This window comes from Autumnicola patrickiae (assembly GCF_031846525.1).
GTDB classification, from domain to species: Bacteria; Bacteroidota; Bacteroidia; order Flavobacteriales; family Flavobacteriaceae; genus Autumnicola; species Autumnicola patrickiae.
The window spans coordinates 69,983-85,193 of sequence record NZ_JAVRHM010000008.1 but is presented as its reverse complement, the minus strand read 5'-3'; the positions used below and the strand labels follow the sequence as shown (position 1 = coordinate 85,193).

At 33.2% G+C, this 15,211-nt stretch carries 14 protein-coding genes; 1 reads left to right on the top strand and 13 read right to left on the bottom strand.

Annotated elements, in window-relative coordinates; all coding sequences use genetic code 11:
- Positions 1-66: 66 nt before the first annotated feature.
- The 13 genes from RM549_RS08595 to RM549_RS08535 all read right to left on the bottom strand — a co-directional run bounded on the left by RM549_RS08595 (position 67) and on the right by RM549_RS08535 (position 14,296).
- The gene (locus RM549_RS08595) at positions 67-2,040 is read right to left on the bottom strand and encodes a polysaccharide biosynthesis protein (RefSeq protein WP_311683774.1); all 1,974 of its coding nucleotides are present in this window, start codon (positions 2,038-2,040) and stop codon (positions 67-69) included.
- A gap of 14 nt (positions 2,041-2,054) precedes the next feature.
- Positions 2,055-3,203: an aminotransferase class I/II-fold pyridoxal phosphate-dependent enzyme gene (locus tag RM549_RS08590; RefSeq protein ID WP_311683772.1), complete on the bottom strand. Its 1,149-nt coding sequence runs from the start codon at positions 3,201-3,203 to the stop codon at positions 2,055-2,057.
- Positions 3,204-3,206: 3 nt separating this feature from the next.
- Entirely contained in the window at positions 3,207-3,806 is a 600-nt protein-coding gene (locus RM549_RS08585; RefSeq protein ID WP_311683770.1) for an acetyltransferase, read from the bottom strand.
- Positions 3,806-4,411, bottom strand: coding sequence for a sugar transferase (locus RM549_RS08580; protein ID WP_311683768.1), 606 nt, complete (start codon positions 4,409-4,411; stop codon positions 3,806-3,808). The genes RM549_RS08585 and RM549_RS08580 overlap by 1 nt, the downstream gene beginning before the upstream one ends.
- A 53-nt stretch (positions 4,412-4,464) precedes the next feature.
- Positions 4,465-5,637 (bottom strand): glycosyltransferase family 4 protein, encoded by a 1,173-nt coding sequence (locus RM549_RS08575; RefSeq protein ID WP_311683766.1) that lies wholly within the window; start codon positions 5,635-5,637, stop codon positions 4,465-4,467.
- A gap of 1 nt (position 5,638) precedes the next feature.
- Positions 5,639-6,559 carry a glycosyltransferase family 4 protein gene (locus RM549_RS08570; RefSeq protein ID WP_311683764.1) on the bottom strand — a complete coding sequence of 307 codons (921 nt, stop codon included), beginning with the start codon at positions 6,557-6,559 and terminating at the stop codon, positions 5,639-5,641.
- 236 nt (positions 6,560-6,795) lie between these two features.
- Complete coding sequence (locus RM549_RS08565) at positions 6,796-7,530, bottom strand: glycosyltransferase family 29 protein (protein WP_311683762.1); 735 nt, start codon at positions 7,528-7,530, stop codon at positions 6,796-6,798.
- Positions 7,520-8,149: an HAD family hydrolase gene (locus RM549_RS08560; protein WP_311683760.1), complete on the bottom strand. Its 630-nt coding sequence runs from the start codon at positions 8,147-8,149 to the stop codon at positions 7,520-7,522. Before RM549_RS08560 ends, RM549_RS08565 begins: the two co-directional genes overlap by 11 nt.
- On the bottom strand, positions 8,130-8,816 hold the full coding sequence (locus RM549_RS08555) for an acylneuraminate cytidylyltransferase family protein (protein WP_311683758.1): 687 nt from the start codon (positions 8,814-8,816) through the stop codon (positions 8,130-8,132). The genes RM549_RS08560 and RM549_RS08555 overlap by 20 nt, the downstream gene beginning before the upstream one ends.
- A gap of 1 nt (position 8,817) precedes the next feature.
- Positions 8,818-10,197, bottom strand: a complete 1,380-nt coding sequence (locus tag RM549_RS08550) for a beta/alpha barrel domain-containing protein (RefSeq protein ID WP_432264708.1) — start codon at positions 10,195-10,197, stop codon at positions 8,818-8,820.
- 207 nt (positions 10,198-10,404) lie between these two features.
- Entirely contained in the window at positions 10,405-11,325 is a 921-nt protein-coding gene (locus tag RM549_RS08545) for a glycosyltransferase (RefSeq protein WP_311683754.1), read from the bottom strand.
- Positions 11,326-11,332: 7 nt separating this feature from the next.
- A complete protein-coding gene (locus RM549_RS08540) occupies positions 11,333-13,078 on the bottom strand; it encodes an ABC transporter ATP-binding protein (RefSeq protein WP_311683753.1) in 1,746 nt (581 codons plus the stop codon).
- Between the two features lie 243 nt (positions 13,079-13,321).
- On the bottom strand, positions 13,322-14,296 hold the full coding sequence (locus tag RM549_RS08535; protein ID WP_311683751.1) for a polysaccharide deacetylase family protein: 975 nt from the start codon (positions 14,294-14,296) through the stop codon (positions 13,322-13,324).
- A gap of 151 nt (positions 14,297-14,447) precedes the next feature.
- On the opposite strand from RM549_RS08535, the gene RM549_RS08530 reads away from it, so the two are divergent.
- Positions 14,448-15,158, top strand: coding sequence for a DUF8692 domain-containing protein (locus RM549_RS08530; protein ID WP_311683749.1), 711 nt, complete (start codon positions 14,448-14,450; stop codon positions 15,156-15,158).
- Positions 15,159-15,211 lie beyond the last annotated feature (53 nt).

Sequence of the window (15,211 nt, the reverse complement as noted above, 5' to 3'; positions counted from 1 at the left end):
AATGCAAATATAAAACGATAATCTGTTGTAGAGGCTTTTTCAGTGGGAAAGTATTAACCTATATCTCTAGGAAGTTTTACTTTCTTGAATTTTATCCAACTTTTGGAATGAAGAGTTATTACTTATAAACTCAGGTATAAGATCTTTTAATTTAGCAACTACTTTATCACTCTTTAGTTTATTAGCTGATTTAATAACTTTATTAATCTTTTCATTTATAGCTTCATAATCCCTAACCACATCCTGTCCAATCATAATCTTTTTATGATGGGTTGGCAAAGTTTTACATTCATCATTTAACAATTCTTCATATAATTTTTCGCCTGGCCTAAGACCCGTAATTTTTATGTTTATATGTTTATTGGGTTCATAACCAGCTAATTTTATCATTTTAATAGCTAAATCCATAATCTTTACAGGTTCCCCCATATCAAAGACAAAAATTTCACCTCCTTTTCCCATAGCACCCGCTTCCAATACTAATTGACAAGCCTCAGGAATGGTCATAAAATAACGGATAATACCGGGGTGTGTTATAGTTACAGGACCTCCCTTTTCTATCTGCTTTTTAAAAAGTGGCACTACAGATCCATTAGATCCCAGAACATTTCCAAATCGAGTTACAATAAATTTTGTTGTCTCCTCTCCCTTCATCTTCTGGTTATGATAAAGAGATTGTACGTACATCTCTGCCGCTCTCTTGGATGCCCCCATGACATTGCTAGGATTTACAGCTTTATCTGTAGATATCATTACAAAATGGCCTGCATTATATTTTAGTGCTAAATCTGCCAAATTTTTTGTACCTCTAATATTAACGAATATCGCTTCATGCGGATTTTCTTCCATTAATGGTACATGTTTATATGCGGCTGCATGATAAATAACATCAATGTCATTATTTTGAAACATAAGTTCCAGCCTACGGTTGTTTCCTACATCACAGATAATACATTTGTAATCAAGATCAGGAAATTTGGACTCTATTTCCAGTTGTACATTATGCAGAGGAGTTTCGGCCTGATCGAGAATGAGCAGCTTTTTCGGATTATATTCAGCCACCTGCCTTACTATTTCCCTACCAATGGAACCAGCACCACCGGTTACAAGAATAGTTTTTCCAGTTAGCTGGTCAATTTTATTCTGCACATCCAATTGAATAGGTTCTCTGTCTAAAAGATCCTCAATCTGCAGACTTTTCACTTTTTGAGCTATAGGCTTGTCTTCTCCCCATGTTGAAACAATAGGTGCATTGTAAACGCTTACCCCATGTTCCAGACAATTTTCTATTATTTTATATTTTTCTTCCGCAGAAAATTTACTTTCAGAAAAAACTACAGCATCTGCTTTTAAAGATTTTACTTGCTCATGAACATGTTTACCATATTTTAAAACTGGTTTATCCAAGAGTCTAATGCTTTTATTATGATTTTCATTTGTCAAGAATCCAACGACTCTAAACCTCCTTGGATGTTCAATATCTAAAGCACCAGCAATGGAAATAGCATTTTCATCTGCTCCAAGAATAACTGCTTTAATGAGATTCTCGTCCTTCTGAACATATTTAAAATATTCATAGATCTGTTTGACTGCTAGTCTGAACAGAAAAAGCAAGGAAAAAGATATCCATAAATTAATTAGAAGCCCTCCAAAGAGGAAAATTTTCTGATTAATTATCAGGAAAGTAATAAGGTTAATAATTAATAGCGTAAAAAAGGAACTTAAAGTAGCCAGGAGTAGCTTTAATGCATCTATGTTGGACGAATATCGAATTATCCCGGCATAAGTTTTAAAAACATAAAAAAAGAATATATTAACCAATAGGAGAATCACCCCTTTATCTGCCATATCAACAATTCCATATACATTGGATGTAAGATCCAGCAATATAAATGCTGTAAAAACAGAAGAAAGTGCCACCAAACCAATATCAATTAAAAAAACCACCCATCGCGGAAGGTATTTAATGTTTCTCAGATTAATGGTGTTATCCGGTCCCGTAGAAAGTTTTCTAAAAGTTTTATCTAAACTATCCCTCATTTGGCTAAGGATTCCTAATTAATATAATTTTGAATAGATTTTGAAATTCGCCCTCTATCCTCTTCAGTTAAATTTGAACCAGAAGGCAAACATAGACCTCTTAAGAATAAATCTTCAGCTTCATTGGATCCATAAAAAGGAGCATCTGCAAATACAGGCTGCATATGCATTGGTTTCCACAAAGGCCTGCTTTCAATATTTTCTTTTTCTAAATGAAGCCTTAAACCCTCCTTAGAAAATTGATTTGGACCAGATTTAAAAAATATTACACTAAGCCAATGGTTACAAAAATAATCATTAGTAGGCTCTTTTTGAACTTTTATTTCCGAATTGTTTTTGAAAATTTGTTCATAAAAAGAGTTCATTTTTCTTCTCTCTTTCACTCTGTCATCTAACACTCTCATCTGGCCGCGTCCTATTCCAGCACAAATATTGCTCATTCTGTAATTATAACCTATTTCACTATGCTGATAATGCGGAGCATCATCTCTCGCTTGTGTTGCAAGATAGACAGCCCTTTTTTTATGTTCCATGGTTTTGCTAATTAATGCCCCACCTCCGGAAGTTGTAATAATTTTATTTCCATTAAAAGATAAAACTGCAATATCTCCAAAAGTTCCACATTTTTTTCCTTTATAAGAACTACCCAAAGCTTCTGCACTATCTTCTATAACAGGTATATCATACTCTGCTGCAATAGTATGAATTTCATCAACTTTGTACGGCATTCCATACAAGTGAACTGCAACTATAGCTTTTGGTTTTTTACCCTTTTTTATACGATCTATTACCGCCTCTCTTAAATACTCCGGAGATAGGTTGAGCGTATCGCATTCGCTATCTATGAAAACAGGTGTGGCACCAAGGTAAGCTATTGGATTTGCAGAAGCTGCAAATGTCATACTTTGGCATATAACTTCATCACCTCTTTTAACCCCTAAAAGGATTAAAGCCAGATGAAGGGCGGCAGTTCCAGAACTTAATGCTGCAACCTGTCCCTTAATAGTGTTTTCCGTAAATAAAAAATCTTGTATATCTTCCTCCAGGCCACTCACATTTGGACCTAGTGGAGCAACCCAATTTTTATCAAAAGCTTCATTTATATATTGTTGTTCCTTTCCTCCCATATGAGGAGAGGAAAGCCAAATTTTTTCTTTTTTCATAAGTTAATTATTATACTTCAAAATTTTTCCAGGATTTCCCACAATTACGGCATTATTTGGTACATCTTTAATTATTATAGCTCCAGCTCCTATGGTCACCCATTTACCAATTTTTATACCCGGAATAATAACTGCTCCAGCTCCAATATGGGTTCCTTCTCCTATAGTCACGTTACCTGTTAAAACAGCTCCGGGAGAAATATGAACGAAATCGGCTATATCATTATCATGTTCCACAATAGCTCCGGAATTTATTATACAATGAGATCCGATTAAAGACTGAGCATTCACGACAGCTTTGGCCATAACTACACTGCCTTTGCCTATCCTAGCAGATTCAGAGATTGTGGCTGATTTATGGCACAATGCAACTGTAAAAACACCTTCAAATCTCTGGCTAATATTTTTTCTTATCATATTATTCCCAACGGCAATAACAGTAGGAAAATTGAGCATTTCCGCAGTGATTTTGTGAGTCACTGAGTATTCAAGAATCTTCGTTATTTCTGGATTATCATCAAAAATATAATTCACATCTCTTCCAATAGAATTAATTATATCAATTAATACTTTAGCATGTCCACTGGCTCCATATATATTCATTAGTTATGACCATTAAAGGGTTCTGTTGTAGCCATGTTTTTTGCATTTATACCTTCAGAAAGCATTACTTTTTTAATTGTTTTAAATAAAATCTTTAGATCCAGCATAAAAGAAATATTTTCGACATACCAAACATCATATTTAAATTTCTGAGTCCATCCAATAGCATTTCTGCCATTTACCTGAGCCCATCCTGTTATACCAGGCCTGACTAAATGCCTCTTTTGTTGTTCGTTAGTATATAATGCAAGATATTGTGGCAATAAAGGCCTTGGTCCTATTAAACTCATATCTCCTTTTAAAACATTATATAGCTGTGGGACTTCATCAATAGAAGTACTTCTTACCAGCTTCCCAACAGTAGTTAAACGCTGATCATCAGGCAGCAAACCTCCAATCTGATCCCTCTCGTCTGTCATTGTTCTAAATTTGACGATCTGAAAAATTCTTCCATTTTTCCCAGGTCTCTGCTGAAAGAAGAACGGTTTTCCTTTATTGACAAAAGCTAAACAAATAAGAATTACCAGAAGTAACGGACTGAGAAGTAATAGTGCCGTAAACGCAACAGATTTATCTATTACTGGTTTAAAAAATCTTTTATACATATGCTTCTACTCTTTCAATCTTGATCTGAGATTTCTTTTCCAGATGTAAAGCATTACTTCTTATTATCAACTTGTAGATTCTCTTCCTGATTTTTATACTCTCTTAACATAACTGACCAAAATTCTTCACGTTCAAAGTCTTTCTTAATTTTCTCCCGTGCGCTGTTCTTAGTTCTTTTTACAAGATTATTATCTTTTGAGAATTTAAGCATTGCATTTAACAAATCTTCTTCATTTTTTAACGGAATTATAAGCCCATTTTCTCCATTTTGAACAATTTCATTACATCCGTTAATATCTGTAACAATAGCTGGTAATTCCATAGCTCCAGCTTGCATTACAACATTAGGAAAGCCTTCCCTATAGCTGGGAAAAGCTAAAACATTAGAAATAGCGAAATAAGGACGTACATCCTCCTGATAACCAGTGGTAAAAATTTTAGAATGTTCTTCTATAATCCTTACGGTTCTTTTTTCCAATGGATCCAGGTCCTCTTCGTAATCCCCTACTAATAATAGAGATATATTAGTTTGCGCTCTGTATAAATGATTAAAAGCTGCAACAAGCTCATTAATACCTTTTTCAGAGACCAATCGGCCAACAAAGATAAAAACGATATCCGATGCTGGAATTCCTAAATCATTTCTCAACTTGATTTTATGGGTGTCTGAATATAAATCGGGATTAAAATATTTTGTATCAATGCCATTAGAACTCCCTTTGCCAAGAACTTTCAGTTTTGAAGACGGTGCAAAATTTTCCTGCAAAATTATTTTCTGCAAACCTTTGGAATTAGGATAAACCTTTGTAGCCAGAGAATATGTTAATTTTTCAACCCTCTCCAGTATCTTCCTCTTGTTACCGGTAGTCTCCAGAAGAGGCAGTCCTGCCACAGTATGCAATCTAATAGGAACATTGGCTAACTTTGCGGCCATCATACCTACAATTCCGGCTTTTGGAGTATGAGTATGAACTATAAGTGGTTTTTCTCTTTTAAAGAATCTATACAATTTAAGCACAGCCCCTATATCTTTAATAGGTGTAATAGCTCTCGTCATTTCAAGCCAAAATGTCTGGACATTATTATTCTCACCATATTTCCTTAACCTATCCTTTTCAGCAGAAATTGCAGTAACTTCATAATACTGACTCATAAAAGTAAGTTGACCTTCAAGCAATTTTTCCAAAGAAAGTGGTACTGTTGTAATTCGTACTAATTTTTTCAATTTATTGATTTAATTTTTGCTGGATCTTTATAATTATATTTTCAGCATATCGCTTCCATGTATAATTTTTTTCCAAAGATCTTTTAAGATTTTTATTTCTCGAAAATCTCTCCCTCATTTGGGGGTTTTGGATTAGCATTTCGAGATTATCTTTAATATCCTTCTTTTTATCACCGGTAATTAATAAATCTATTTCATTTTGAAATATTCTGCGAACTGAGGGGATATCAGGAGCAAGAACAGGTAAACCAGCTGCCAGATATTCAAATATTTTAAGGGGATTCATGTATGTCTGGGCACTATGGTGTATTGCAAGGTTAAAACAATTTAGGTGCTCATTAATGTCATTATGATTTACCCAACCTTTAAGTATCACATTATCAGTCAACTCTAAATCCTCTATTCGATTAATTATTTGATCAAGAGCAGGTCCGTCACCTATAATTACAAGCTGTAAATCCTTATAGATTTCAGTCAATTCATGAAATACTTCAACAAGATCTACTATTTTTTTATGAAAATCTAAAGTACCAACATACCCGAGTATAAATTTATTTACATCATAGCCTAACTTCTGTTTTAATTGTTCTTTCCCCTTTATCGGAAAAAATTTATCCAGATTGGCTCCATTAGGTATTACAATATCACGAGAAATTTCAAAAGATGACTGCATAATATTATTTCTTGAAATTTCAGAAACAAAAAAATTTAAATCTGATTTTTCATAAGCTTCTTTTTGTTTTTTTATAAAATATTCTTTAAAAGCAATATTTTTGAACGGTTCATCAAAAGGAGAACCGTTTATCTGTGTACAGACAACAAGATTTGGAAATGCTTTCTTTATCCTTTTAATCTGGAGAAAATTTGAATCTATCTGAAAAAGAATGCTATCGGGTCTTATTTCAGAAATTTTCTGCTTCAATTTTTTAAGGTGAAAATTATTTCTCCTGTAAAATAAGAAAATTTGAAAAAGGCTTATTCCTTTTATGAATTTACGGATTCGGCTGTCAGATGTTTTACGGGCATTAAAGTTCCTTTCCGGTGGAAATAAATACTTTTCTTCAACAAGCTCTATATTATCAAGATTATTATAAAATTCAATTGATTGTATACTACCTCCGTGACTGGCGTAAAAAGATGTACTATAGTACAAGAGTTTCATAAGGTTTCTGTTTCCATTAGAAGGGATAAAGCTCTATCAACAACTATTTTTTTACTGGGGGATTGATAAAAAACTTCCTTAAATTTTTTAAATTCCAGATCTGGATTGTGCAATCCCTGAGTTTTTAAATGTTCTTTATTGTCTTCCATATTTTCTAAACCAGGTCTATATCCATCTGCATAAGGGGTCTTAAAAAATGTGAAGCCAGTTATAAAAACTTCCTCACATTGTGCCTGCAAAACTGAGCATAAAGCAGAAAATCCTACAGTGGGAATAAAGTTTTTAAAATCTGTAGATAATTCTTTATACGATTTTCTTTTTAATACGTAAGTTCTTCTATTGTGAAAATTCCTCTTAAAATAATTAAAGTGCGCCTGTAAACCCTTGCCTGTGAAATTAGGGTTAATTACTTTTTGAATTCCCAATTCATCGAAATATTGCCAATTAATATGCCCACCACCACTAAATTCATTTTCGTAGAAACTATGATATAAATATGTAAATTTTGACCCAATAAAAGGGGCTTTTTCTTTACTCCAAACAAGGGCTCCTTTATTAATCCTTACCACAATGTCAAACTCATCAATAAAGGAGCCATTACGTTGCTGAAAAGCAGATTCCGCAGCTCCTACAATCGCAACTCTTTTTCCGTAGTACTCCTTTTTTGGATTAAATATTTCTGTTGAACCAAGCATTAATAATCCCGCAGATATATTCCGTTTAAATTTCATTAAAAGAATAAATATAAGATTTCGCTATTTTTTCCAGTTCCAGGTTATTATACCCAAAAAAATCAATATCATTCACTTCTGCAGCCTCATGATCATTTATAGAATCTCCAATTAAGCAGGTTTCTCTCTTTAGATACTTGTTTATTGACAAAATATTTTCAACCAGCTCTATTTTAGGTTTTGGTGAGCCTTCTATAGATAAGAAAAAATCAGAAATACCTAATTTTCTGCAAAGATAGCGAAGTTCATCTCCATCGGAACCCGAAACAATGTGCATTTTAAGCCGCTTCCGATTAGCCATTATAAAGTTTATAACTTCTCCATTCAACCTTTCTCGTGAAGTAAGTTTTTTCTTCATGATATCTGAAAAAGAAACAGCACATTGGTCTAAAACCTTTTGCTCCACCTTGACCTTTCTGATTTCTTCAAAAAAATATTTAAATTTTACATAACGGGAAAGGCCTCCATTTTTTTTGTGATAATCCAATAATAAGTCTACCTCTTCTTTAGGAAAAGTTTGAAGAACCTCTCGAAATCCCTCTTCACGTATTTCCATAGAATCTAAAATCACTCCATCGAAATCCCATAAAATAATTGTTTTATCTATAAAATCTTTCATAAATTAATTCTGCTAAAAAGAAATCCTCTTCATAATCTACATCAAGAGAATTAATCTTACCCATTTCCATTAAATATGGTTTTGCTCCTACTCGTTTGCCTCTTTTAAAATTGGCCCTGGTAGTAAGAAATATTCCATTATTAATTTCAAACCAATCACTTAAATCCTGCGTTCTTGGCCAGTCAAGATTAGTAGGATTATTTACGATTTCTCCCGTACACTTGTCGAACAAAAATTCTTTGTAGTCTCTGCCCGAAATTAATGAATCATAACCAAGTTTCCTGTTTTCATTAAATAATTTAACAGCCTTTTGATAAATAGGTAAATCGCAGAATGGAGAAGTTACGTGAGTCCACAGAATATCTTCTGATTTTGAAACTTCTCCGGCGTATTGAATTAAATCTTTTAAATTAGTTGCCGAATTACCCAATTTTTCAGGACGTTTTATAACTTTTAAATTTTGAATCTCCTTTTGATAAGATAGACCTATATTTTGGCAATTTTCATCATTAGTAGATACTATTATCTCTTCTATACCTTCCAGTTTTTTTAGCTGAAGTAACTTTAACTCTAAAAGCCCACCTTCAAACCCAGCAAATTTCCGGGTATTTTTGCGAATCACTCTTTCACTCCCTCTCCTAACCGGAAGAAACACTGATACTCCCATATTAAATCAAAGAAAATATAGAATTAGTATTAACATCATACTTTGTAGAGGTAAGAGAGGAAACTTTTAATTTATTTACCTGAATAGAATCAAAAATAGATTGATTTTCATTAAATAGCTCTAGCTGTTCTTTAGTAGCACTCTGATCGTATCCATCATACCCAATTAGCATAATTTTCTTTGCTTTATAATAGTTCACGATATCCATAGCCATGGCAGTAGTGGATAATGTATAATTGGTTTGATAATGCCCTTTAGGTAAAAACCGAATATTCTGTTTAAATTTTTCTGCAAAATTTAATGCAGAATATCTTTCCTGTGACACAATGAAAATCCTGTTTTCCATTTGCTCAACAAATAATTTATTCTTTAATCTATCCATTTCCATTCCACCGATACAGTGAATTTGGAAATTTTTTAAATCTCTAAAGACTTCAAGATTTTTAGAGCTGGAATGAATTATGCCCATTTCTGGATTCTGTTTTAAGTATTCCCTAATAAAGCTGTAAAATTTCTGCGGGGATTGACCGCCACCAACCAGAACAAACTGATTTACAAGTTTCTTAGCTGGTGCAGAAAATTTGAAATCTTCCTTATTAGTAGCAACATCCTGAACTTCTGAAATTATAGAATTAAGAGAATAAAACCGTTTCTTTACCTGCCCCATTACCTCATTTTGCGGTAAAGAGTAAGCTCCCGATACCATATAGGGTAAATTTGTACCCCAACCATATTTTTTTTTTAAATTAGTAAAAGAATTACTAAGATCATTTAAAATATCGAAATCTACTTTAAGGTTATATTTTTTATGTAAAACAGTTAGATAAAGTTCAGTTTTAAGATTTCCTGCACCTCTTCCCATACCACAGACCGTTCCATCTATAATTGTTGCACCTGAATCTAATGCGGTAAGACTATTAATAAGAGCCATTTCAATATTGTTATGTCCATGAAATCCTAATTTGACATCCATTGCTCCTCTTAACTTCTCAAAAACCTCTTGCACTTCAGAAGGATGCATGCTACCATATGAATCAACCACATAGAAATAATCCAATACAGAATTTAGGCGCCGAAAACTTTCTTCTAAATATAAATTCTGCTCCCACTTGCTGGCATACATTAAGTTTACAGAAACAAGAAAGCCACGGGATTTAATATTTTCGGCTATATCCACAACTCTAGATAGATTGGAAGGCGCAACAGCTAATCGCACCATTTGAATTATATTTTTACATGGATCTAAAAGTTCGTCCAGATCCTGTAAATTAACTTCCTTTTCGTTTAGAATAATAGCTAATTTCTTGTCCGTTCTATTTTTACAGTAATTAAGAAGAAATTGTGGTGAATAGTAAAAAGCTCCCCTATATTCTGTTTTCACCTTGGATCGATACCCCAATTCAATATAATCTATGGGTAATTTGTTAGTTTTTTCGAGGTAGTGATCCAATAAGCCAGTATTAAAATCCCAATTGGTATAGTACCCACCGTCGCGGAGGGTGCAATCTAAAAAAGCAATATTCTTCTTCTGATCATTGTTCAACATAAATGGTTATTTCAATAAAGATATTAATTTCAAATTTTAGCCTTAAAATGGATCCTGTTGCTTTTTAAAATCACTCCTTAAGAAAGAGCTTATTGCTGCGGACTGAACGCCTAACATCCTTTTTCCATAATCCAACCCATGTCTGAAACCTAAAATCATTTTCCCAATAGATTTAAAAAGCAAAAAACCAAAGGCGAAATAGAAATTATTCTTATAAAATATATCGAGAAGACTTCTTGTACTATAAAATTCTCGCACCAGTAATTCTGAGTTTTTTCCGAAGGAGCTATCGCGCCACCTGTAATTATTCGCTGAATTATCATATTTATATCTTACTCTTAGCCAGGATTCGGAATGTACTAAAATAGCAAAACCTAATTGTTTTACCTTAATAGAAAAATCAAGATCTTCAAAACCAAAAAATAATTTTTCATTCGGAAGTATTCCTTTTCGGACCACCTCTGTATTCACTATTAGCGTATGTCCTCCAGGTACAAAGTCTGCTTCTGCGTACCGTTCCTTCTTTAACTTTTCATTCGTCAATGCTTTAACTCGTCCGGAATATTTATTAAAAGTACCTCCTTTGCCTCCAAATATTCCCAACTTAACACCAGAATTCTCTATCTCCTTGATGGACTTAAGCATTTCTCTAAAAACTTCCAAATCCCGGGGAGGATCATTATCGTCTCCCCAGTATACCCACTTAAACCCCAGCTCAGTTATATGCTGCAGGCCTATTTTCGCCCCTCCTGCAGGCCCGCTGTTATAACCTATCCTTAAATAATCTAGTTCCGGAGAAATTAAAGGCTTAAGAGCTTCTTCTGTTAAATTGGTGGTACTATTATCTACAATTAACAGATAGGCAGGGGGGGAACTTTGGTTCCTAATAATCTTTATAGTTCTGAGCAAAATTTCAGTCCGCTCATAAGTGATAACAAAGGCTGCAAAATCCTGGTTGACCATTTTAATTTTAAAGATTTTGAAGCGCTACCATTGCGCGAAATTCTTCTGAATTTCTATATAGTTCCTGAAATGAACCATGAGCAAGAATATTTCCCGAATCCATCAAAAATATTCTGTCTGCATCTCTCACTGTCGCCAGACGATGAGCTATTATAATAATAGTATATTCACCCTTTAAGTCCTTAATATTCTGCTGCACAACAGCTTCAGTTTCACCATCTAATGCAGATGTTGCTTCATCCATAAATAAAAAATCAATATCCTTATAAAGCTCGCGCGCAATGGAGAGACGTTGTTTTTGTCCTCCGCTTATATTTATACCGTTTGACCCTAAAACACTTTCTTCTTGTTGAGGCAAGTCCATTATGAAATTTAAAACAGCAGCTTTTTCTGCTGCCAACCGAAATTTTTTTAAATTCTCTTCAGTTTTTGGTGCCCAGAAAGTAATATTATTATAAATAGTGTCATTAAAAATTGCTACATCCTGCACAATATAGCCTATACGATGTCTAAAACTGCTAAGATGCACTTCATTTATATTTATACCGTCTATTTCATAATCTCCTTTTATTGGCTTTATTAAACCAGATAAAATGTTCATTAAAGTAGATTTCCCCGCACCACTTTCTCCGACTATGGCTACAGTTTCATTTTTATGGATTTTCAAATTAATATTTTTAAGAATGGGTTCTTTTAAGTTGAACCCAAACGATAGGTTTCTCAAGGTTAAAGAATTTGAAAAAGACTCAATTACTTTATTACCACTCTGTTCTTTGTTTGTTTTCAACTCTGCTGTAAATATCCTCATATTGTCCAGAGATCCAGAAGCAGAAAGAAAAGAATTCCATTGCTCCTGCATGCTAATAAAAAAGGTTATTCCCCTGTATAGTAATAAAAGACTTAATAAGATATTACCCAAATCTTCATTAAATAAATAAATATTAATAAAAATGGCTGCAAATATCACTAAAATTGTTAAGGGCTCGCGGAGTCCGACCAAAATGGAATCAATCATTCCCATCTTTTTCTGAACAGATTCTACTTTTAAAATATTTTTTTTAAGCTTAAGATTATAAAGACTCATTAGTCCTGTAGCTTTTAGGTATTGAAAAAAATGTACAGTCTGAACTAACAAATTCTGAAAAATATGGGACTCTGAAGTAAATTGACGAGAAAAAAATTTTGTTCGTTTATACAATCTGCGGAAAATAAAATTTAAAAAGAAAGAACCAACAATTACCAACAGTGTAAATTTCCAATCAGCTGCTAAAGCTAGAAATATATATACAATTACTAGTGCTCCTGTCTGGATGGTTTTTATATAAAACTTGTATGCACCATTTACCCGCTGTACCTCTCCACTAAATGTATTTTGGATTCTTCCTGTATCTGCTTTTAAAAAAGCATTAAAGCTAAAATTTCCGAATAATTCAATATTAGAAATTCTAATCTTTCTCATAAAAAATTGTTGGTAAATGATTCGCATATAGGCTTCAAAATACTTAGCTACACCTTTAAGACTAAAAAATATAAATATTAAAAAAAACAGACTGCCTAGAGAAGGAGTAATCCCAAGCGTATCTACTATAACAGAACTTACAAATTCTGAGTCTGAACCGCCATCAATATTATTAATAACATTTCCTTCTGAGGAGATCATCTTGAAAAGCGGAATAAACAGAGCGATCCCTATTCCGTCTAGAAGCCCTACCAATAAACTTAATGAAATGGCAATAAATATTCTGAATTTCAAGTATTCATAGAAATAGTTAAAATAGCGAAAGAATTTCTGGATTCGGAATTTGGTTGCCATAGTAAATCTTGTATATCCAAAAATACAAATACCAATTGGACTTGAGAATTTATATTTAAAGTGCGTCATTACATGTTAAAGAACCAATGACAAAAAAGATGAAAACAATTTATAATATATCCTTGTACTCCAGAAAATTTAGACTGATTTGAAGTTGATGATGGATAATTATTATCGTATTTTTTAAGTCTTTCTTGAAATTTGATTGTTTACCTCAGCCATATTAAGCGAATTGAAATTATAATCTTTTTGGCAACTTTTAAAATGTTCAAAAATTATTTTTAGATCCTGCAAATTCTCTTTAGGATTATTTCCAAAGTTGTGCGGATGCCACCACAAATGGTAAATCTCATTATTACGGGCAGCATAGGTCATCTCTGATATTATCCGCCGGAGTTTTAAATTATTTAAAAACTTATTGGATGAATAGGGTCTTAACAGTCTGCTAGCTTTTTGGGCTAGTGGTTTTTCTTTATCAATTATTAAAGAATCTAAGGCATAAGATTTATTTTTTGGGCCAATATATGCATCACCAGTCCTAAAGATTCTATTCTTTAGGAAATCTTGCTGCGTATCCTTCCAGTACCAATCTTCAGGATTTGACCGTACATTTTCTATTCCCAACCTTTTACAAACTTTTAAATAATCACTGTTGAACTGGTTCCTGGGAAAAACAAGGGATTTTAATTCAATGTTCATCTCTTTCGCAAGTTCAATGGCCTTTTTGAGGTCGGATTCAAACGATTCAAGGTCTTGTCCCTGTTCCAGGCAGTAGTAATGGGAATAAGTGTGTGTGCCAATTTCCTGGTTGGGAGCAGCATTTATTTTTTGGATGATTTCTTTGGCAAAACAGTAGAATTCAGTTTCAGCAGAATTAATAGATTTCCCATAGTTATATGCAGATAAGGAGCGATTACTATATTCTGGAATTGTTTCAGGAATATTGTAATTCCATTCCTCCCAGTTAAAGTTGAAGAGCATCCCCACTGTAGCCCACGTGCAATGTATGTTGTATTCCTTGAACAAATCAAGAATTTTGGGAATTACAAATCTCGTGTTTTCAAAATATAAGTTTTTCCTTTTGTAGTCTACTTTATCAAAAATTCCCCAAAGTAATTCAAAATCTAAAGAGATAACAAAAAATCCGTTTTGTTCCATAAAGCTTTATTTCTTCCTACACAAAGTTAAAGAAAACAAAACTGCAGTCTCTATTCCTTTTTACTTGTTATAAAAACTTTAAGAATGTATTATCGTAACATTAAGAGAATGATAAATTTATGAGAATATTTTTACAAAAAAAATATATTTTATGTTACAACTTATTTCATCTATTCAACAGATTCCGGGAACTTTAAAAATTAACAATTATTTTCCTGTAGTCCAGAAAATATTGATATTATTATTTTCTGTTGACCTATTTTTTATTCTCCTACATTTCTACAGCTTATTCCTGCCTGTAACAAATGAGGACAGATTATTGTTTAGATTGGACATGGATTTTGGCTATGCAGAAATGTTCCAGTATTTACAATTTATTGGAGCTGCTTTATTGCTTATTGCTTTCTCTGCTAGAAGAAAAAAAGGCATCTACCTTATTTGGTCTTTGTTTTTTCTCGTTTTATTCATTGATGATGCTTTTGCATTTCATGAATCTTTTGGAGCAAACTTGGTTGGTCATTTCAATATTCCCAGCACTTTAGGCCTTAGATCTCAAGATTTTGGGGAATTAGCGGTAGCGGCAATGCTTGGTGCTACTTTTGTTTTGCCTTTTATACATTCCCTGTTTTTTGGAGACAGGAAAACCAAAGAGGTTACCTTGCACCTATTAATACTTGTAGGGGTATTGGTTTTCTTTGGGGTTGGAGTAGATATGCTACACAGTTTCCTAAAAACTATGCCAGGCTCTGGTGTATTAACTATCATAGAAGATGCGGGAGAATTATTCGCCGGAAGTTTGATTGTCGGCTATACAATATGTTTGCACATGCGAGAAAACAAGATAATTTCTAATTTAAACTGAGCAATTTAAAATAAAATAAGGCTGTTATTTATCCAGGATATCCCGAAGTGTAG